Raw genomic sequence first — 20,945 nt, 5'->3', positions numbered from 1 at the left:
CCGTTTTTTCCTGCAACTCAGGTTAAAACTCTTTTTGTATCCAATTACGCAATTTGCCAAACAAACCAGACATAGAAGGTGCTGAACGCTTAGGTTCGCTGTAATCACCTTCATCACTGATCTGACAATCTCTTGCGTAATGAAGTAAACCAACCGCCGTAGAATGATACGGCTCTTTAACATAGTCAGTTAAGCCACTAACTTCTAATGGCTTACCAACTCGAACTTGATTGCGGAAAACACGTTCCGCACACTCTACCAATCCGTCAATTTGAGCCGCTCCACCAGTGAGAACGACGCCAGCTGCAAGGTGGTGTTTAATACCTTCATCTCGTAGCTGTAATTGAACCGTATCAATAGTTTGGTTAACGAGACCCATAAGTTCAGTGTAACGTGGTTCAATCACTTCCGACAAAGTTTGTCGTTGCAAACTTCTCGATGGGCGACCACCAACACTTGGGACGTTAACAGAGTCATCCTTGCTTACGAGTTCACTCAGAGCGCAACCATGGTTTACTTTTATCTCTTCAGCATCGCTCACTGGCGTGCCGAAAGCGAAGGCAATATCACTGGTTACTGCATTTCCTGCGTAGGAAAAGACTTCTGTGTGTCGCAGTGCGCCGCCAGTCCAAATGGAAATATCCATCGTACCCGCGCCGATATCTACCACACATACTCCAAGCTCTCTCTCGTCTTCAGTAATTACCGCATTACTTGAGGCAAGTCCTGAAAACACGATCTGTTCTACTGTGAGACCACATCGTTCAACAGCTTTAATAATGTTTCTCGCCATGTCGCTATGGCAAGAAATTAGGTGAACGCTGACTTCCATTCGAACACCAGATAAGCCAAGTGGGTTCTTAATCCCTTCTTGATAATCAATGGTAAATTCTTGTGGGATCACGTGCAGAATTCTCTGCTCATCACCTATTTTAATTGATTTCGCGGTATGGATCGCTCGATCCATATCGTCTTGAGACACCTCTTCATCAGAGATTGTGCCCATGCCTTTTTCAATTCGGCTTGCGATATGTTTGCCCGATAGCGAGATAAACACATTGCTGATTTGGCATTCCGCCATCAACTCTGCTTGATCAATAGCTCGCTGAACCGACTTAACTACCGACTCTAGGTCGTTTACACCACCTTTATCCATACCTCTGGATGGGCTTTGCCCAGAACCAATGATATTGATTTGACCATCAGGCAATATTTCACCAACCAGAGCTGATATGGTCGCAGTGCCTATATCAAGACCAACGATTATGTTGTCATCTGCGGTCTTAGTCATCTGTGCTCTCTTCTAACTCTTGCTCTGGAAACCAGCCTACAGCGGCTCCCGTATCATACCTGAGGTCGATGTAGCTCACTTGATTCGCCTTACTACCTAACTCGTTGTAAAGCGAAATGAAGCGTTCAACACGCTCATCTAAAGAATCTTTACCTAGTTCTAAACGGATACCGTTATCTAGGATTATTTGCCAAGCGCGACGCTCATTGAGAACGAGCGAGGTAACGGTTAACCCAAGACTGTTAATCAAAGGGGTTATCTGTCGCCACTTTTCTATCACTTCTTGGCTGGTGCCGTCTGGGCCGTAAAGCTTAACTCTATCGCCCTTTAATAGGCCGATATCACCATTGAACACCTGACCATCGTCATTCAGCAGCATGTTGCCGTTCCAGATTGCTGCCGCATGGTACTCAGTCAAAAATACTTTTATTGTGTCTGGCCACTGCTTACGAATAGAGACAACAGATACCCAAGGTAACGCTTCTAAACTGTCTTGCAACACGCCGATGTCTTGCGACATAAATGTTCCAATGTGTTCAAGCTCGCCAAAGGCATGTTGAACATCACCAGCGGTTACGTAAGTTAAGTCGCCTTGAAGTACTATTTTGGAGAGAGGCAATCGCTGATCGTCCCACATCCAAGTCAGTGTGGTATAGAAAAGAAACCCAATGAATAGCAATACCATGACAAAAAAAGACCCGCCTAAGGCGTGTTTCTTGAGCGACGGTAAACTGAATAGGTGGCGGTTTTCGCTAAAAGTACTTTCTACCAAAGCCCGCATTCCCTGTCGTTGGTTCGCAATTCTATTCCCTATCTTCGTAATAGAGGTAAAAGCACTTACTTTAACCTATGAATTATACTGAGCAAAATCAAACTATCAAACGTTGATAATAAGATTTTTGGTCAATTTTAGGTCAATCGCAAGAAGTGAGCGATCGACCACAGTATGTAGACGCTATTCTGTTACGCGTTCTGCATTTTATTAATGTCTAATTGTAGCGATTCAAGTTGCTTAGCTACACGACCAACATCACCTGCACCCTGCGTTAAAACAAGGTCGCCGCCTTGAATTACGTTGGCTAGAACCGATGGCAGTGTGTTGATATCAGCAACAAAGATTGGATCAATCTTACCACGCCCACGAATAGTTCGACTTAGTGAACGCCCGTCAGCCCCTGCAATCGGTTTCTCACCTGCTGAATACACATCTAATAAGATTAAGACATCAACTTGTTCAAGAACGTTCGCAAAATCATCATATAAATCACGCGTTCGGCTGTAGCGGTGCGGTTGGAAGATCATCACGAGACGTTTGTCAGCCCAGCCACTGCGAGCCGCTTGAATCGTCACATCCACTTCCGTTGGGTGATGACCGTAATCATCAACCAACATCGCCACGCCTTTACCCGTTTCGTACTCACCAAGGTGATCGAAACGACGACCTGTACCTTCGGTTCCCGCCATCGCTTTTAGAATCGCTTCATCGCTGATGTCGTCTTCAGTCGCAACTGCAATCGCAGCTGAAGCATTCAATGCGTTGTGGCGACCTGGAATGTTCAACGTAATATCTAGGTTCGCTTTGCCTTCACGTACAACCGTAAACTTGCCTTGTTGACCTTCTTGTACGTAGTTTTCAATACGAATATCTGCATTTTCAGAGAAACCGTAAGTAATCACTTGGCGGCTCACCTGAGGGATAAGCTCGCGTACTACTGGGTCATCAACACACATCACAGCCTGACCGTAGAACGGCAGGTTGTGTAAGAAATCAATAAACGTCTGCTTTAACGTTTCGAAGTCACCGCCGTAAGTATCCATATGATCTGCTTCAATGTTAGTTACGATACTAACCATTGGTTGCAGATGTAAGAATGACGCATCACTTTCATCGGCTTCAGCGATAAGGATACGGCTTGAACCTAAGCGAGCATTAGTACCCGCGCTTTTCACTAAACCGCCGTTTACAAACGTTGGATCTAAACCTGCTTCAGAGTAAATCTGTGTAACCAAAGCCGTTGTTGTCGTTTTACCGTGCGTACCTGCCACAGCAATGCCATGACGAAAACGCATCAGCTCAGCCAGCATTTCTGCACGACGAACGATAGGTGTGCGCGCTTCACGAGCGGCAATAATCTCTGGGTTTTCTTCGTTGATAGCGGTTGATACCACCACCACACTTGCATCGGCAACGTTACTTGCTTGGTGACCAATGTAAACGGTAGCGCCCTTGCTAACTAAACGATCTGTCACTGGATTTTGAGCAATATCAGAACCTGTGATTTGGTAGCCTTCATTTAGCAGGACTTCAGCGATCCCGCTCATGCCTGCACCACCAATACCAATGAAGTGGATAGATTTAACACGGCGCATTTCTGGCACCATTGCACGGATTTGCGCTAAGTCTTGGGTATGTTCAATCGTCATCAATTCAATCTCATTATTTTGCTAAAGCTTTAATCGCTTCAGCGACGGTCACATCAGCATCAAGCTTGGCTGCTTGACGAGCTTTTGTTGCCATCATTTTTAATTCATTTCTATCAAGCTCGGCGATCGTGTTCGCTAGCTTATCAGCCGTCAGTTGAGGCTGTTCAATCATTAACGCAGCGCCACATTCAACTAAGTGATCGGCGTTCAGCGCTTGTTGTCTGTCTTTGTGCATAAACGGAACGAAGATAGAACCCACACCCGCCGCAGAGACTTCAGATACGGTTAATGCTCCTGAGCGACACACTAATAGATCTGCCCACTCATAAGCTTGCGCTACATCATCAATAAATTCAGTCACTTGAACATTATCTACAGAATGTGATTTGTATTGCTCAATGACTTGCTGTTGGTTGTTCTTGCCCGCTTGGTGCATCACAGTGAAGCCTTCGCCAAGCTGCGCCATCGTCACTGGCAAGGTATCATTTAGGATCTTAGCGCCTTGGCTGCCACCCATCACCAAGATGCGAATATCACCTTCACGCTCAGCCATGCGTTGCTTTGGTTCAGCTAAGGCAACCACATCTTCACGTACAGGATTACCTACCACTTCTGCAGTAGGAAATGCACCAGGGAAAGCTTGGAATACCTTTTTAGCAATCTTAGACAGCCATTGGTTAGTTAAACCAGCCACTGCGTTTTGCTCATGCAGTACCACTGGAATGCCAGACAACCATGCCGCGATACCGCCGGGACCACTTACGTAGCCGCCCATACCAAGCACCACATCTGGCTGCCATGCTTTGATGTGTTGCCTTGCTTGAAGTATGGCATTGATAATCTGGAACGGCGCTTTAATTAACTTGCTAATACCTTGACCGCGCAGGCCTTTCACTTTGATGAAGTCGATCTCAATACCATGCTTTGGCACTAAATCCGCTTCCATTCGGTCGGCGGTTCCTAACCAGCGAATTTCCCAACCTTGCTGCTGAAGCTTTTTAGCCACCGCTAACCCTGGGAAAACGTGACCGCCAGTACCACCAGCCATCACTAAAAGTTTTTTGTTTTGTTTCATCACGTTAGATTCTTATTCTACTAATTCGTTTTGATTGTCGGCTTGTTCTTTTTGTTGTATCCGGCATTCGTGATCGATACGCAGCAGCATAGAAACCGCCACCGACATCACGATAAGACTTGAACCACCATAACTGATCAACGGCAAGGTTAGACCTTTAGTTGGAACAATACCTGAAGCAGCGCCTACGTTAACAAGCGTTTGAAAAGCAAACCAAATACCAATACCGAAAGCCAAATAGCCACTGAACACTTGGTCGTTATCGAAGGCTTTTTTGCCAATAAGGATGGCTTTAAACACCAAGCTAAAGATCAGCATCAGCACTAAGGTAACACCAACGAAACCGAGCTCTTCTGCCAATACAGCAAATACAAAGTCGGTGTGTGCTTCCGGTAGATATTCGAGTTTTTGAATTGAGTTGCCAAGCCCTTGCCCCATCCAATCACCACGACCAAACGCCATCAGTGATTGGGTTAACTGGTAACCACTACCGAACGGGTCATTCCAAGGTTCCCAGAAAGAGGTCACACGTCGAACACGGTAGGGTTCTATGACAATCAAACCGACAACGGCAGCAATGCCTGCCACCATCAAGGCAATAAACTGCGAAAGCTTGGCACCGGCGATAAATAACATGCCGAACAGGGTAACCAGCATTACGACTACGGTACCTAAATCGGGTTGACCGAGCAGCAACACAGCAAAGGCGCCAAACACCATGATAGGTTTACCGAAACCACCGAAGAAGGTTTTCCTTACTTCGTCTTGTTTTCGAACCAAGTAGCCCGCCATAAAGATAAACAGTGATAGCTTGGCGACTTCGGCTGGCTGCAGGTTAAATAGGCCGAGAGGAATCCAACGCGATGCACCGTTAACCGACTTACCGACCGCTAATACTACGATCAGCAAGAAGAAGGACAGGCCAAGTAGATACATACTGTACTGAAACCAGCGCTGCATCGGAATCTGCAATATGACGCTGGACACACCTAACGCCAACACAAGGAAGATGGCATGACGGAACATAAAGTGAAACGGCTGATCGGTTAAACGAGCACTGATTGGGAACGAAGCCGACGTTACCATCACCAAGCCCGTCAGCATCAGTCCAAGAGCAATCCAAACCAGTTGACGATCGTAGAGCGCCTCTGGTGTGGCACGGTTAAGCCATTGCCAAATAGATTGATTGATCTCTTTCACTCTTTGCACTGAATGTTAATCCTTCAACACGTTAGGCATACTCATGAGCAAGTTCAGTGAACGCGTCACCTCTCGCCATGAAATTATTAAATTGATCGAAGCTCGCGCACGCAGGAGACAGCATCACCATATCTCCAGCCACCAGTTGTGGTGAGATAGATTCGATTATCTGCTGCATGGTTTCGAACTTTTGTGCTGATGGATGCAGCGGCATAAATTGCGCAGCATCTTCACCGAAGCAACACAACTGAACACGATCTAGTTGCGCCAATACAGGTTTAAGCTCGCTAAAGTCAGCACCTTTGCCAACACCGCCAACCAAGAGATACAAAGTACCTTGGTACTCTAAACCAGACAGAGCCGCTAATGTACTCGCTACGTTGGTTGCTTTTGAGTCGTTAACCCATTTGATTTCGCGCTTGTCAGCCACCACTTGGCAGCGGTGAGTCAAACCATTGTAAGCTTTCAAAGCTTCAAGACTTTTGCTGTAATCAATACCAACTTGCTTCAATAACGCTAAAGAGACTAACGCATTCGCCACATTATGACGTCCAACCAATGTTAAATCTTGAGTAGGAAGTACTGGTTTACCGTTATCGATTAACCACTCAGTGCCATCAATCGTCGATATACCAAACTCTTGGTCATCGAGTCCAAATGTCACCAATGGCATTGTGTGGTCTGGGTAAGTCTCTTTGTCTTCTCGATTTACAATCGCACACTGCGCGTTATTAAAGATTCTTAACTTAGCCTCGCGATAATCAGCCATACCCTGATAGCGATCCATGTGATCTTCTGACAGGTTCAAAAAGGCTGCTGCAGCAAGGTTCAGGTTCGATGTGGTTTCTAACTGGAAGCTTGAGAGCTCAAGAACATACAAATCCGCATCAAGCTCAAGAAGGTCTAAAGCCGGAATACCAATATTGCCACCGACACCAACGTTAAGCCCTGCCGCTTTAGCAAGCACACCAGTCAAATCCGTCACGGTACTCTTGCCATTTGAGCCTGTGATCGCCACGACGGGTTTATTCACCGCCCAGCCAAACAACTCAATGTCACCGACAACAGGCGTACCAGCTTGAACAACATCTTGAATTTCAGGGGTTGCTAAGGCGATACCTGGATTAGCTACCACTAAATCAGCCTCAGCCAACCATTGGGTATTCCAGCTTCCAGAATGCAGCTCTACCGATTCAGGCAAAGACTCTCTGCCCGGCGGTAGTTCTCGCGTATCGATTACCTTCACATGTGTGTGTGGCTGATATTTTACGAGATGTTTAACGACAGAGAGCCCGGTAACACCGAGCCCCACAACCACTACATTTTGAATATTTTGCCAACGTTCCATTTAAACAAGATGCTCTTAATAGTTTTAAAGAGCCTCTATGACAGAGGCTCGCATAGGATTAACGAACTTTCAGAGTCGCTAGGCCAACCAGTACTAATACCATTGAGATAATCCAGAAGCGCACGATTACGCGCGGCTCAGGCCAGCCTTTAAGCTCATAGTGGTGGTGAATCGGTGCCATACGGAAAATACGTTGACCACGCAATTTGTAAGAACCCACCTGCAGGATTACTGACAAGGTCTCCATTACAAACACACCGCCCATAATAACCAGTACCAACTCTTGACGAACAAGTACCGCAATCACACCTAACGCACCACCCAGTGCTAGAGAGCCAACATCACCCATGAATACTTGTGCTGGGTAGGTGTTAAACCATAGGAAACCAAGGCCAGCACCCACGATAGCAGTACATACCACAACCAGTTCAGAGGTGTATGGAATGTATGGAATGTGTAGGTATGCCGCGAAGTTAACGTTACCTGTCGCCCAAGCGATAACAGCGAAGCCAGCCGCAACCATAACCGTTGGCATGATCGCCAAGCCATCTAGGCCATCCGTTAGGTTTACTGCGTTACTGGTACCCACAATAACAAAGTAAGTTAGTACAATGTACAGTAAACCAAGTTGTGGCATCACATCTTTGAAGAAAGGAACAACCAATTGCGTTGCAGCGGTGTCGTGTCCGTGAGCATACAGAGCAAATGCCACAACCAATGCAATCGCTGATTGCCAGAAATACTTCCAGCGTGCAATCAAGCCATCGGTGTTCTTACGAACGACTTTACGATAGTCATCAACAAAACCGACCGCACCGTAACCGCCAAGAACAACCAATACAGCCCAAACGTAAGGGTTTGAAAGATCAGCCCACATCAATACTGTAATAATGATGGCAGCAAGGATCATCACACCGCCCATGGTTGGTGTACCACGTTTGCTGAAGTGAGATTCTGGACCGTCATTACGAACAACTTGGCCAATTTGTAGCATTTGCAGACGCTCAATTAAACGAGGTCCCATCCACAGCGACAGACATAAAGCTGTCAAAATACTCGCGATTGCACGAAACGATAGGTATTCGAACAAACGGAAGAAAGAAAAGTGTGGCTGTAGTAGCTCTGCAAGCCAAATTATCATGAAAAGTTCTCCTTTAAAGCAGCGGCTATTTTACTCATTCCTGCACTATTCGCGCCTTTTACCAACAAGGTATGTGACGCGTTTTCTGGCAAGCTTAAGTGCTGCTCTATGTGCGCGATCATCGCTTGATGCGTTGCAAAGTGAGTTCCGTTACAGACCTCACTAATCACCTTGGTATCATCACCGTAAGTGAGTACATGCTCAAAAGCGAATGGGGCAGCATATTCACCGACTTGACGGTGAAGTGCAAGGCTTTCGTCGCCTAATTCAGCCATATTGCCTAAAATCAACCAACGTTGACCTTTGAAGCTCGACAGCAATTTTGCTGCTGCCTTCATTGCAGGTACGCTGGCGTTATAACTGTCATCTATCAGCTTGATATTCTGACTTAATTGTTGAACCTCAACTCGACCTTTAACCGAGATAAGGTTCGCTAAACCGCTTTTTACTTCTTCAAGCGTCGCACCAAATTGAGTACTTAACGCCGCAGCCGCCAACGCATTTGCCACGTTGTGCTGACCAATAATGCCAAGTTCGACTGCCATTGCACCTTGCGGTGTCTGCATATCAAAGCAAGCTTCACCTTGCTCATTAATGCGAATATTCTTAGCAAAGTAATCCGCCTTGCTGTCGCTTTCTGAAAATGTCAGTACGCTTTTATCTGCAAGTACGTTATTCCAAAAGTCACCACCGTTGCTCTCTAGATTAACAATAGCAGTATCACCAGCAGCAAGCCCCTGAAAGATTTCACCTTTCGCTTGCTTAACACCATCGATAGAACCAAACCCTTCTAAGTGCGCCGCAGCAACATTGTTCACCAAAGCAACCTGTGGTTTCACTAGCTGTGTGGTGTAAGCAATTTCACCGATATGGTTCGCGCCCAGTTCAATCACCGCATAGTCATCGCTTGGCTCACTGCGTAGCAGAGTTAGCGGTACACCAATATCATTATTGAAGTTACCCGCTGTAAACAGTACCTTGCCACGTTGTTGTAAAATACTTGCGACCATCTCTTTAACGGTCGTCTTACCGCAGCTACCTGTAATCGCCATAGTTGGGACGTTACATTGCTCGTGAATCCAAGCACTTAGCTGACCTAAAGCAAGTTTAGTGTCTTCAACAACAACTTGAGTAATATTTAGGTCAAGTTTTCGTTCGACTAACAACGCGCTCGCATTAGCCTCTACCGCTTGATGACAAAAGTCATGCGCATCAAAACGTTCACCAACAAGAGCAACAAACAGTGCACCTTCTTCAACAGTACGAGTGTCAGTAGAAACCGCATTAATAACACTATTGCTCGACTTGCCAGCCTCAATCAGCTGACCGCTCACCGCTGAGCAGATCTGCTCAAGTGATACATCAATCATTATGAAATACCTAAAAGTTGGAGCGCAGACTCGCGATCTGAGTAATGGATCGTTTCGTCTTTCAATACTTGGTAATCCTCATGGCCTTTACCAGCCAAAAGAATAATGTCACTGCTGCCAGCCTGTTCTAGGGCAAACTTAACCGCTTGATAGCGATCGTGCTCGACGAATGCAGAATCAGGTTCGCTTAAGCCAGCTAGCATGTCTTTAACAATCAAAGCAGGATCTTCGCTGCGAGGATTGTCATCTGAAATAATGATTTTGTCGGCGAACTGCTCAGCCGTTACCGCCATCATTGGGCGCTTACCTGTGTCACGATCACCACCACAGCCAAAGATTGCCCATAGTTTTCCAGAGCAGTGAACACGTAAGGCGGCCAACGCTTTTTCTAGAGCATCTGGCGTGTGCGCGTAATCGACAACGACTTTTGCTTTGCTCGGAACTTGGAACAATTCCATGCGACCAATAACCGGTTGCAGTTGAGGCGCTGTGTCGATCAAGATTTGCTTATCGATGCCCAATGAAAGCAGAGTCGCGAAAGCAACCAATACATTTGATGCGTTGAATTGACCAATTAATGGAGCCGAAAGCTGACCTTGCCCCCAGCTACCATCAAAAGACATCTGAATGCCTGTTTCTGCATAAGCGACATCAGATGCCCACACCGACTGTTGGTAACCAGACAACGGAAGCAATGAAACGGCTATTACATTGGACAAATCTGACATCCATGCCTTGCCTACTTCATCATCCACGTTGATCACTGCATGCTTGCATTTATGTTGAGTAAACAAGCTTTTCTTAGCCAGTGCGTACTCTTCCATCGTGCCGTGGTAATCAAGGTGATCACGGCTCAGGTTAGTAAAGACACCAACCTCAAAATCCAACGCTTTTACTCGGCCTTGAACCAAACCATGAGAAGAGATTTCCATCGCAGTATAAACGGCTTTTTCTTCAGCCAACTCACTCAACGTGCGCTGTATTTCTATCGCGCTGCCTGTGGTGTTAGCCGCTGTTTTTAGATTATCTAAGAAGCCATTACCTGTAGTGCCCATTACCGCAGAGCGCTGACCAACAAGATCTAGCCATTGAGCAATCAATTGGGTGATGGTGGTTTTGCCATTGGTGCCTGTAACGCCAATCAGTTTGGTCGCTTGAGAAGAATAAACTCGACCAGCCAGTTCAGAGAGAATTGAATTTAGCTCTGCTACATAAACAACAGGAACTTCATTTAACCACTCAACCAAGCCATGAGCTTTGTCATCACCCGCCTGTGCAATAACGGCTTTCGCACCTTGAGCGATGGCTTTATCGATAAAGCGACGACCATCAACGGCATGTCCAACAATGGCAACAAAGATATCACCGTCCTTGATCGCACGACTATCCAACTCCAACTGCTCAACAGCAATCGCATCTAGCTCAGAAGAACTGAAGTATCCCCAAGGAGAAAGTAAAGATGACAGCGTGAGGCTATTACTCATATTGAATCCTGATTGGCTCTATTCTTGAAACTTGTTTTCATCAGCAGGGACATTGAGTATTTGCAGTGCACCCTTCATGATTTCAGAAAAAACGGGGGCTGCGACTGAACCGCCATAGTAAAGGTCGCCTTGAGGCTCATTAACCACAACAACCAGCGCGACTCTTGGGTCACTAACAGGGGCAAAGCCTGCGGTAATCGCAATGTATTCATCACTGTATCCGCCCGCTTCAGCCTTACGAGATGTACCCGTTTTGGCTGCAACTCGGTAACCTGGTACCGCCGCTCTTGTTGCCGTACCACCTTTTTGAGTCACCCCTTCTAGCATATTCAAAACCAGTTCCGCGTTCTCGCGCTTGATGATCTGCTTAGAAAAATCTTGATCGTTACTCTTAATGATATGAATCGGTTCATACATGCCTTTGTTGGCCAATGTTGCATAAGCATGCGCTAACTGCATCGGCGTAACCGACAAGCCATAACCGAATGATAAGGTAGCAATTTCAAACTTAGACCAACGACGACGGTTCGGGAAAATACCACTGGTTTCACCGATTAAGTTCAGACCAGACATCTCGCCTAGACCAACAGAGCTGTACATTCCAAGCAAGGCTTCAAGTGGCATGTTAAGTGCCAATTTCGCCACACCGATGTTACTCGACTTCTTGAGGATCAAAGCTAAGTCAGCCTTACCCACTTTAGAAGAGTCTCGTACACGGCTACCACCGATCTGCATAATGCCGTTGCCAGTATCAATAACGATATCTGGGTCTGCGGTACCGTTCTCTAATGCAGCCAAAACCACAAACGGTTTTACTGTAGAGCCGGGTTCCATCGCATCGGTCAGCACGCGGTTACGCATTTTGAAGCTTTGTAAGTCAGCGCGATTGTTCGGGTTGTAAGAAGGGGCATTAACCATAGCCAATACAGCGCCAGTTTTTACATCCAATAAAATCGCTGAGCCAGACGTCGCCTTATGATCGGCTACGGCCTGCTTAATTGCTCGATAAGCAATAGCTTGTAATCGTTGATCGATCGTTAATTCAAGAGGCTTACCCTCTTCACGCTCTTCTAGAGCAATGTTTTCAACAACACGACCATAACGATCTTTACGGATGGTTCGCTTACCCGCCTCACCCGTGAGCCATTTGTCGTAGCTGCGCTCGACACCTTCTAGACCGTGTCCGTCTATTCCAGTTACACCAATGAGATGCGCACTGACTTCACCAGCAGGGTAATAACGACGAGATTCTGCTTTAAGGCCAACACCCACCAGCTTTAGCTCACGAATATACTTAGCCATCGCAGGGCTAACTTGTCTTTGTAGATAAATAAATCGGCGGGATTTGTTGCTAGAGATCTTATCGATCATCGATTGACGTTCTAGGCCAAGTACATCGGCTAACGCATACCAACGATCAATTTGAGCCATGCCATTCTTATCGAAAATAGTCTTAGGGTCGGCCCATACAGCTTCTACCGGAACACTCACAGCAAGCGGTTCGCCATTGCGGTCAGAGATAATACCGCGAGCGGAAGGAATAGCTTTAACACGTACCGAGCGAAGGTCACCCTGACGAATTAAATTATCTGGTTCAATGATTTGGATGTAAGCCACACGACCTACGAGTGCAGCAAAGGCAAGAAACACGAAAGCAATAACAACGTTAAAACGCCATTTAATCAGAATGGGATCCGAATCCTTTTCGCTCTTCACACGCTCTTTCGTTGATTTATTAACGGTTTTCGCGGGTGCTTTTTCCTTTTTACCGGTCATTTCAGTGTGATCACAACTTCTTTGTCAGAGTCTGGACGTTTCATGTCTAGCTCTCGTTTTGCCGATGCTTGAACGCGACTGTGTTCAGCCAGAGCCGTCTCTTCAAGCATTAAATTTCGCCACTCATCATCAAGCTGTTCTCGCTCCACTAATGCCATGTCTTTTTGCGTGATCGCCTGACGTGACATATGTGTCGTAAGAACGACCCCCATCGCACTCGCAAAGATACAGATAAGAAGCACCAATGGGACTTTACCCACGGAGATCAAATCAAAAAATATTATCTTGGCTAAGTTTGGTTTGGAGGTCTTCATTGACTATAGCTTTTCTGCGATTCGTAATACTGAGCTACGTGAACGAGTATTCTCATCCACTTCGCCTTTTGATGGTTTAATCGCTTTACCAACAGGCTTAAGATCAGCACTGCCCAGCGCTTTGATCTGCTCTTCAGTCAAAGGCAAGCCGTGTGGAACTTGAGGGCCTTGGCTCTCTTTACGGATAAAGCGTTTCACCATACGATCTTCAAGTGAATGGAAGCTGATAACAGACAAACGGCCTTCTGGAGCAAGAATGCTTGCCGCGCCTTTTAGTGCTGTATCGATCTCTTCAAGCTCACTGTTGATGTAAATGCGGAATGCTTGGAAAGCACGAGTCGCTGGGTGCTTTTTCTCTTTGAAGCTTTTTGGAGCCACATCAGAGATAAGCTTAGCCAACTGGCCAGTACGCGTTAACGGTTCGTTCTCTTCGTTTTCTTGATAAGCAATGATGCCTTTCGCGATACGACGGGCGTGTTTGTCTTCACCGAACTCACGAATAACCCATGTGATGTCATCTAGGTCTGCTTCAACTAACCACTGAGAAACAGGAATGCCTGACGTTGGATCCATACGCATATCAAGCGGGCCATCTTTCATAAAGCTAAAGCCACGCTCAGCATCATCCAGCTGTGGTGAAGAAACACCTAAATCCAGTAAAACGCCATCCACTTGACCGACTAAGTCATAACGCTCTGCATATTCAGCCATACCTGAGAAAGGGCCGTGAATAATAGTAAAACGAGGGTCATCAATCTTTTGTGCTTCTGCAATCGCTTGTGGATCGCGGTCGATACTAAAGAGTCGTCCATTCTCGCCCAGTTTAGACAGGATTGTACGGCTGTGACCACCACGGCCAAAGGTACCATCGATGTAGGTACCGTCAGGTTTGATCGCAAGTCCGTCAATAGATTCGTTAAGCAATACTGAAATATGTTTGAATGCTTCTGTCATAGTCTTCTCAGTGAGTGGATTGAGCCAATAGTTCGGCAATAATTTGTTCTGTTAACGTTTTAGTGTACTGATTTCGCGCTGTATCTCCACCATATTGTGTATAGGCTTTGGGAATTTTTGACCCAAGCTCATATCAGGATGAAGGATTCTAAGGAAATCTAAATAATTTACGTCAATATAAAGCAAAAAACCCATCACTACCGTTAAGTAATGATGGGTTCTTTAGATAGGTGGAGTTGACACATACGCCGGGTTCTGTTCCGCTTGCGCGGCGGTAACCATTCGTCTAGGCCTGCAATCGCTCACAGGCTCAAGCAATCTACCCGCCCCCATACGCGAGCAACGCAATGTGAGGGCCTATTTGATCTTGCTCCGGGTGGAGTTTACCTTGCTACGAACTGTTGCCAGTCGTACGGTGCGCTCTTACCGCACCCTTTCAGCCTTACCTGTGCCTCTTCCGAAGAAATGAGGCCATCGGCGGTCTTCTCTCTGCTGCACTTGTCGTGGGCTCGCGCCCCCCAGACGTTATCTGGCACCCTGCTCTATGGAGCCCGGACGTTCCTCCCCTCTGCCAGTCTCCCGAAGGACTTCAACGTCAGTTTCCCGAAGGACCTCAACGTCAGTCTCCCGAAGGACATCAGCAAAGCAGCGATTACCCGTTCAACTCCGAGGGCGGATTGTATAGAGATTAGAGTGCAGTGTCTAGCGAGATCACAAATATGCTGCAAACCGCTAAGTAAACGCATGAATTTCACACAATCCAGACAAAAAAAGAGGAATGAAGGGATTACCCTCATTCCTCACAAGCTTTGAAATAGCGCTCTGGCAACTTATCCACTGAGCAGCTATTTACCTATTTCGCTATTTAGTTATTCAGCGTTAACCATCTAGATGCTCAAGGCCCCACTTGTATAACGCGTTCTTTTTCAGGTTGTAGATTTCTGCTGTCATTGCCGCCGCTTTTTTAAGGGGTAACTCTTTGGTTAGGATACCCAGCGTGCGAGTCGCTTCGTCTGGCAGTTCAGTGCTCGCTTCTTCACGGTGACCATGAATCAATAACACCATCTCACCGCGCTTACGGTTCGAATCTTCTTCAATCCACTCAATAAGCTCACCCAACGGCAACCCTTGAATGGTTTCGAATGTCTTAGTCAGCTCACGCGCCAACACAACTTCGCGGTCTGGGCCTAAGATCTCAAGCATGTCTTGTAGAGAATCTGAAATACGGTGCGGTGATTCGTAGAAGATACACGTGCGTTCTGCTTTCGCGATTTCTAGGAACTTATCTTTACGACCTTTGCTCTTTGGCGGTAAAAAGCCTTCAAAACTGAAACGATCAGATGGTAAACCAGACGCACTCAACGCCGTAATCACAGCACAAGCACCAGGAAGTGGCACAACTCTCACACCCGCTTGACGACATTGTGATACAAGATGGTAACCTGGGTCACTGATTAAAGGTGTACCCGCATCAGAGACTAATGCGATAGACTGACCTTCTAATAACCTTTCGACTAGAACTTGCGCTTTAGTTTGTTCATTATGATCATGTAAAGCGAACGTTCTGGTTGATATATTGAAGTGAGCAAGCAGCTTACCCGTGTGGCGTGTGTCTTCGGCTGCAATAACATCGACACTTGATAAAATTTCAATTGCTCTTTGAGTGATATCTCCCAAATTTCCGATTGGGGTTGGCACAATGTAGAGAGTTGGGCTCTCTGTGAGCAAGGTTTTGTTATCTGTCATTTGTTTACCATCACTTCAACGATTAATATAGATACAAATTTATACGGAATTTAAAGAACTCATGGCAACGATGAACCATAAGAGACTCAGTGTACCACGCTTACTAACTCCAATTGCATTAGCAATTACATTGGCGGCTTGTTCTTCAGGCCCTCAAGCACCAACAAGCGTTGATATTACACTAGATCCAGCGCAATCAACTGAAAGTTACATGATGCAGGCGGATAGTAGCAAAGGAAGTCTACAAAACGACTGGTTAATCATGGCGCTTAAATCTTCTGTGCAAGCTGGAAAAACCGATCAAGCAACACTGCTTATCAAACGCTTAGCAAAACAAGAACTAAGTGAAGTACAACAAGCGGAATGGCAATTAGCTCGCGCTCAGCTGCTGGTGAATAACTCACAGCCAGATCAAGCTTATAGCCAACTAAACTTCCAGCCTTGGTGGAAGCTGCCTGACGAACAGTGGAAAGATTATCACGAGCTACGCGCGAACATCTCAGAGATGAAGAGTGAGTATTTCGAGGCAAGCCGTGAGTTAGTGCTCTATTCAGAGTACCTAGAGGCTGACGACGAGCTTCAACAGCAAACTGCCGACCGTATTTGGCAAAACCTGAATAGCTACTCTCAATACGAGATTCTAGAACTGAAAACATCGCCGACAGAAGATGTGCTTTCAGGTTGGTTACAACTGGCTATCTACATGAAGACGCTGAACTCGAATCTTCCAAACCTACAGGAAACCCTGTCTGATTGGTTAGCCGAGAATCCTCAGCACCCAGCTGCGACTTACACACCTCAAGCGATCACCGATATCTTGGCGCTAGAGATCAGCAAACCAACCAGCACTGCACTGCTGCTACCGCTAACAGGTAAGTACGGTAAGCAAGCACAATTGGTACGTGATGGCTTCATCTTTGCGATGATGAACGATAAAGAGCGCGAAGAAGATGCAACGCTGACAGTAATGGATACCAATGTGCAAAGTGCCGCTGAGATTAAAGCGACGCTAGAAGAGAACAACGTTGATTTCATCGTTGGCCCGCTGATTAAGAGCAACATCACTAAGCTTCAGCAGGCGCAAAAGAACCATGAGAACTCGATTCCAGCTTTGGCTCTGAACATTCCAACGCAACTAGAACCTGATACCAATATCTGTTATCTCGCTCTATCGCCTGAACAAGAGGTCGCTCAAGCAGCGAAGCACCTTTTTGCTCAAGGCTACAAGTACCCGCTTATCCTTGCTCCAAAAGGTCGTCTAGGTGATCGCGTTGAACAAGCGTTTAAAGAAGAGTGGAAAAAATACAGCAGCAACGATGTAGCAATCAGCTTCTTCTCAGACAAGCGTCAACTACAGCGTAATGTGAATCAGGTATTCGGCCTACAAGAGAGCCAACAACGCATCGCTCAAATGGATGGTCTACTTAACCTTGATCTAGAAACTGAGCCGCGCAGCCGTCGTGACATCGATTCAGTTTACATTGTGGCTAAGAACTCAGAGCTAACGTTGATCAAGCCTTTCATTGAAGTGGCGATTAACCCAGATGCTAGCCAGCCTGCTCTGTTCTCGAACTCACGCAGTAACAGTGGTGATAAGCAGTATGAAGACCTGACAGGTGTATTCTACAGCGACATCCCACTATTGGTTGAGAACAAGAACGAGCTTAACAAAGAGCTAAACGACCTATGGCCTTCATACTCAAATGGCCAAAAACGTCTGCAAGCACTTGGAATGGATGCTTACTACCTAATGGATGCGCTTCCACAGATGAAGGCCGTTCAGGGTTACAGCATTCCAGGTGAAACAGGTGTGCTCACTATCGACAACAATTGTGTTGTTCAACGTGAAATCAGCTGGGCAGAGCATGGGGCTTTTTAGCCGAACGTTCTTAGCGAAACCAACTATCACCCACAAACAGGTGGGTGATAAATACGAGGCCGTGGCAAAATCTTATCTGATTAACCACGGTTTATCGTTAATTCAAGAAAACTTCATAGCAAAATGTGGCGAGATTGATCTTATAATGCGCCATAACAACACGATTGTGTTTGCCGAGGTAAAATACCGCAAGCAAACCCGCTACGGACATGCCGCAGAAATGGTGACAGCCAAGAAGTCACAGAAGCTACTCAAAACAGCTAATGTTTGGCTGATGCAGCAAGGCCTGTCGGTGCACTCTACAGATTTCAGATTTGATATCGTTGCCATTGAAGGGCCGAATGACAATATCAATTGGATTCAAAACGCGATTACCCAAGGATAAACATGCTAGACAGCATTAAAGAAAGTTTTACAGAAAGTATTCAAATCCAAATTGCGGCTGCAGAAGCACTGCCAGACGCAATCACGCATGCCGCTCAAGCCATGGTTGCGACCTTGCTTAACGGAAACAAAATTCTTTGTTGTGGTAATGGTGGTTCGGCGTCGAATGCTCAGCAATTTGTATCGTGCCTACTTAATCGCTTTGAAACAGAGCGCCCTAGCCTTCCAGCGATGGCGCTAATGGCAGACAACACCACGCTAACGGCAGTTGCTAATGACTACCACTATGAAGAGATCTTCTCTAAGCAGGTACGCGCATTTGGTCAAACTGGCGATATCCTGTTAGCTATCTCTACCAGCGGTAACAGCAAGAACATCATCAAGGCAATGGAAGCGGCAGTAACTCGAGACATGACAATCATCGCCTTTACGGGTAAAGATGGTGGTGAAATGGCAGGTTTACTTGGCGAACACGATGTCGAAATTCGTATCCCTTCACACCGTACCGCGCGCATTCATGAAGTACACATGGTGACACTACACTGCCTATGTGACCTAATCGATCAAGTACTCTTCCCAGCTCACGAAGAGTGATATACGGAGCATCACAATGAAATCATTAACCTCTATGAGGCTGTTTAAGCTGATTAGTGTTTCGCTACTTACACTGTCCCTATCTGGTTGTGCTGGAATTTTCATTGCTGGTGCAGCAACTACTGCAAATCTAGTCACGGACACTCGAACCACCAAAGAAATTTGGAACGACAACAACATCGAATTTGAAGTCGCGGCCATCACCAATAAACAACCCTACCGAGGCAATGTTCGCATCACTGCGAGCTCTTACCGTGGTTCAGTAGTACTGATGGGACAAGCGACCACAGACGCTGAGCGCCGTGCTTTTGAAAGCCAAGCTAAAGATGTAGCTGGTGTAAAGAGCATCCACAATCAGGTTCGCGTTAAGCAGCCATTGTCTATCAGTGCCATCAGTAACGACAGCTGGATTACTACTAAGGTGAAATCTGCACTACTGGCTAATGCTGAGTTAAATGGTATTAAAGTGAAGGTAATTACTGAGGATTCAGAGGTCTTCCTACTTGGACTGGTTTCTCGCGAACATGCGGATATCGCAACCGAAGTGGCTCGCAATGTCTCTGGTGTAAAACAGGTGATCCGAGCGTTTGAATATGGCGAAGAAGAGACAACCGTTAACTAGCGTTTTATTTGAAGTGTTGTAGAAAGCAACGTATTGCGAATCTACCTGTACACAAAAAGAACCTATTGCACAAAAAGAAAAAGCAGCGACGAGTCGCTGCTTTTTTTATTCGGGTTCGTTATTTAACTAACGTTATTTGATAACACGAAGGCTTGGGCGACCTTTCGCTGGACGAGGTGGCTCAGGGTCTGAGTCAGGCTCTTCAGCATCTACGTCTGCCGTTGCTACGCTCAAAGATGGGCCTTTTTCTGGTTCTTCAAAAGGAGTTTCTTCAATCCCTTCTTCGAACGCTTCCATGTAAGCCTCTTCAGGTTCAAACATGGTGCCAGCACCGTTCTCACGAGCGTAAATCGCTTGTACAGCGTAAAGTGGCACGATCACAGAGTGTGGACGACCACTAAAGCGTGCACTAAACGTCACAGCTTCGTTACCCAGCTCAAGTTGTCCAACAGCACGAGGCGCGATGTTCAGAATGATCTGACCATCTTGAACAAACTCTTCTGGTACTCGCACACCCGGTAGTGTTGCTTCAACAACAAGGTGTGGAGTCAATTCGTTATCAACCAGCCAATCGTAAAATGCACGAAGCATGTATGGACGGCGTGGTGTCATATTTGAAATATCCATAACGCTTAGCGAACGAGTCGCATCTCGCGCTCAGCTTCAGTTAGAGAAGCTAGGAATGAATCACGTTCAAATACGCGGTTCATGTAAACTTTAAGTTCTTTAGAACCAGGGCCAATCAGTTCAATACCAAGCTCAGGTAAACGCCATAGTAGCGGAGCTAGGTAGCAATCAATTAGGCTAAACTCTTCGCTCATGAAGTATTCATACTCAGCGAAGATTGGAGCAAGAGTCAGTAGGTCGTTGCGTAGTTTAACGCGAGCTGCTTCAGATTCTTCAGCGTTGCCTTTAACGATCTTCTCTGCAACTGAATACCAGTTACGCTCAATGCGGTACATCATTAGACGGCTGTTACCACGAGCAACCGGGTATACAGGCATCAATGGTGGATGAGGAAAACGCTCATCTAGGTATTCCATGATGATCTTTGAGTCATATAGAGCAAGCTCACGATCAACAAGAGTTGGTACTGATTTGTACGGGTTCAGTTCAACAAGCTCTGCTGGTAGATTTTTCTCATCAACCAACTCAACTTCAACACTTACGCCTTTTTCAGCAAGAACGATGCGCACCTGATGGCTATACATATCAGAAGCACTTGAGAAAAGAGTCATTACAGAACGTTTATTGGCAGCTACAGCCATGGAGCCCTCCAGTACACTTTAAATAAAAACAATGGAGGCCTAAAGCCTCCATTGAACATTAACATAATTTGGGAA

Annotated in this window: 19 protein-coding genes and 1 other RNA gene; 4 read left to right on the top strand and 16 right to left on the bottom strand. The window is 46.2% G+C overall.

All coding sequences use genetic code 11. The features are described 5' to 3' along the window. Positions 1-22: 22 nt before the first annotated feature. The 14 genes from ftsA to rsmI form a co-directional block, all read right to left on the bottom strand. Positions 23-1,291 (bottom strand): cell division protein FtsA, encoded by a 1,269-nt coding sequence (ftsA, locus tag L0992_02340; protein XGB67569.1) that lies wholly within the window; start codon positions 1,289-1,291, stop codon positions 23-25. Beyond that, positions 1,284-2,063, bottom strand: coding sequence for a cell division protein FtsQ/DivIB (locus L0992_02335; protein XGB67568.1), 780 nt, complete (start codon positions 2,061-2,063; stop codon positions 1,284-1,286). The genes ftsA and L0992_02335 overlap by 8 nt, the downstream gene beginning before the upstream one ends. 191 nt (positions 2,064-2,254) lie before the next feature. Next, positions 2,255-3,715, bottom strand: a complete 1,461-nt coding sequence (gene murC / locus L0992_02330; protein ID XGB67567.1) for a UDP-N-acetylmuramate--L-alanine ligase — start codon at positions 3,713-3,715, stop codon at positions 2,255-2,257. Positions 3,716-3,728: 13 nt separating this feature from the next. After that, on the bottom strand, positions 3,729-4,790 hold the full coding sequence (gene murG, locus L0992_02325) for an undecaprenyldiphospho-muramoylpentapeptide beta-N-acetylglucosaminyltransferase (protein XGB68670.1): 1,062 nt from the start codon (positions 4,788-4,790) through the stop codon (positions 3,729-3,731). Positions 4,791-4,802: 12 nt separating this feature from the next. Then, complete coding sequence (gene ftsW / locus L0992_02320; GenBank protein ID XGB67566.1) at positions 4,803-5,999, bottom strand: cell division protein FtsW; 1,197 nt, start codon at positions 5,997-5,999, stop codon at positions 4,803-4,805. 22 nt (positions 6,000-6,021) lie between these two features. Next, complete coding sequence (murD, locus tag L0992_02315) at positions 6,022-7,338, bottom strand: UDP-N-acetylmuramoyl-L-alanine--D-glutamate ligase (protein XGB67565.1); 1,317 nt, start codon at positions 7,336-7,338, stop codon at positions 6,022-6,024. A 58-nt stretch (positions 7,339-7,396) separates the two neighbouring features. After that, on the bottom strand, positions 7,397-8,479 hold the full coding sequence (gene mraY / locus L0992_02310; protein XGB67564.1) for a phospho-N-acetylmuramoyl-pentapeptide-transferase: 1,083 nt from the start codon (positions 8,477-8,479) through the stop codon (positions 7,397-7,399). Next, positions 8,476-9,849: a UDP-N-acetylmuramoyl-tripeptide--D-alanyl-D-alanine ligase gene (gene murF, locus L0992_02305; protein ID XGB67563.1), complete on the bottom strand. Its 1,374-nt coding sequence runs from the start codon at positions 9,847-9,849 to the stop codon at positions 8,476-8,478. Before murF ends, mraY begins: the two co-directional genes overlap by 4 nt. Continuing rightward, positions 9,849-11,333: a UDP-N-acetylmuramoyl-L-alanyl-D-glutamate--2,6-diaminopimelate ligase gene (gene murE / locus L0992_02300; protein XGB67562.1), complete on the bottom strand. Its 1,485-nt coding sequence runs from the start codon at positions 11,331-11,333 to the stop codon at positions 9,849-9,851. Before murE ends, murF begins: the two co-directional genes overlap by 1 nt. 18 nt (positions 11,334-11,351) lie before the next feature. Next, positions 11,352-13,109, bottom strand: coding sequence for a peptidoglycan glycosyltransferase FtsI (locus tag L0992_02295; GenBank protein XGB67561.1), 1,758 nt, complete (start codon positions 13,107-13,109; stop codon positions 11,352-11,354). Continuing rightward, the gene (gene ftsL / locus L0992_02290) at positions 13,106-13,423 is read right to left on the bottom strand and encodes a cell division protein FtsL (protein XGB67560.1); all 318 of its coding nucleotides are present in this window, start codon (positions 13,421-13,423) and stop codon (positions 13,106-13,108) included. Before ftsL ends, L0992_02295 begins: the two co-directional genes overlap by 4 nt. 3 nt (positions 13,424-13,426) lie before the next feature. Continuing rightward, on the bottom strand, positions 13,427-14,377 hold the full coding sequence (gene rsmH, locus L0992_02285) for a 16S rRNA (cytosine(1402)-N(4))-methyltransferase RsmH (GenBank protein ID XGB67559.1): 951 nt from the start codon (positions 14,375-14,377) through the stop codon (positions 13,427-13,429). 228 nt (positions 14,378-14,605) lie between these two features. Beyond that, positions 14,606-15,045, bottom strand: an RNA gene (rnpB, locus tag L0992_02280) — RNase P RNA component class A. Positions 15,046-15,256: 211 nt separating this feature from the next. Next, positions 15,257-16,123, bottom strand: a complete 867-nt coding sequence (gene rsmI / locus L0992_02275; GenBank protein ID XGB67558.1) for a 16S rRNA (cytidine(1402)-2'-O)-methyltransferase — start codon at positions 16,121-16,123, stop codon at positions 15,257-15,259. Positions 16,124-16,184: 61 nt separating this feature from the next. On the opposite strand from rsmI, the gene L0992_02270 reads away from it, so the two are divergent. From L0992_02270 to L0992_02255, 4 genes are read left to right on the top strand one after another with little or no spacing between them, the layout of a single operon-like run. Next, positions 16,185-18,002: a penicillin-binding protein activator gene (locus L0992_02270; GenBank protein ID XGB67557.1), complete on the top strand. Its 1,818-nt coding sequence runs from the start codon at positions 16,185-16,187 to the stop codon at positions 18,000-18,002. Further along, complete coding sequence (locus L0992_02265; protein XGB68669.1) at positions 17,989-18,387, top strand: YraN family protein; 399 nt, start codon at positions 17,989-17,991, stop codon at positions 18,385-18,387. Before L0992_02270 ends, L0992_02265 begins: the two co-directional genes overlap by 14 nt. A gap of 2 nt (positions 18,388-18,389) precedes the next feature. After that, positions 18,390-18,980 (top strand): phosphoheptose isomerase, encoded by a 591-nt coding sequence (locus tag L0992_02260; GenBank protein XGB67556.1) that lies wholly within the window; start codon positions 18,390-18,392, stop codon positions 18,978-18,980. Between the two features lie 16 nt (positions 18,981-18,996). Continuing rightward, positions 18,997-19,602 carry a BON domain-containing protein gene (locus L0992_02255; protein XGB67555.1) on the top strand — a complete coding sequence of 202 codons (606 nt, stop codon included), beginning with the start codon at positions 18,997-18,999 and terminating at the stop codon, positions 19,600-19,602. 132 nt (positions 19,603-19,734) lie between these two features. Here the strand turns inward: L0992_02255 and sspB are convergent, their stop codons facing one another. Together sspB and sspA are read right to left on the bottom strand one after the other, a co-directional pair. After that, on the bottom strand, positions 19,735-20,214 hold the full coding sequence (gene sspB / locus L0992_02250) for a ClpXP protease specificity-enhancing factor (GenBank protein XGB67554.1): 480 nt from the start codon (positions 20,212-20,214) through the stop codon (positions 19,735-19,737). A 20-nt stretch (positions 20,215-20,234) separates the two neighbouring features. Beyond that, a complete protein-coding gene (sspA, locus tag L0992_02245; protein ID XGB67553.1) occupies positions 20,235-20,870 on the bottom strand; it encodes a stringent starvation protein A in 636 nt (211 codons plus the stop codon). Positions 20,871-20,945: the final 75 nt, after the last annotated feature.

Origin of the sequence: Vibrio pomeroyi, assembly GCA_041879425.1 — a bacterium.
Lineage (GTDB): Bacteria > Pseudomonadota > Gammaproteobacteria > Enterobacterales > Vibrionaceae > Vibrio > Vibrio pomeroyi_A.
This window is presented reverse-complemented; position numbering and strand designations above follow the sequence as displayed.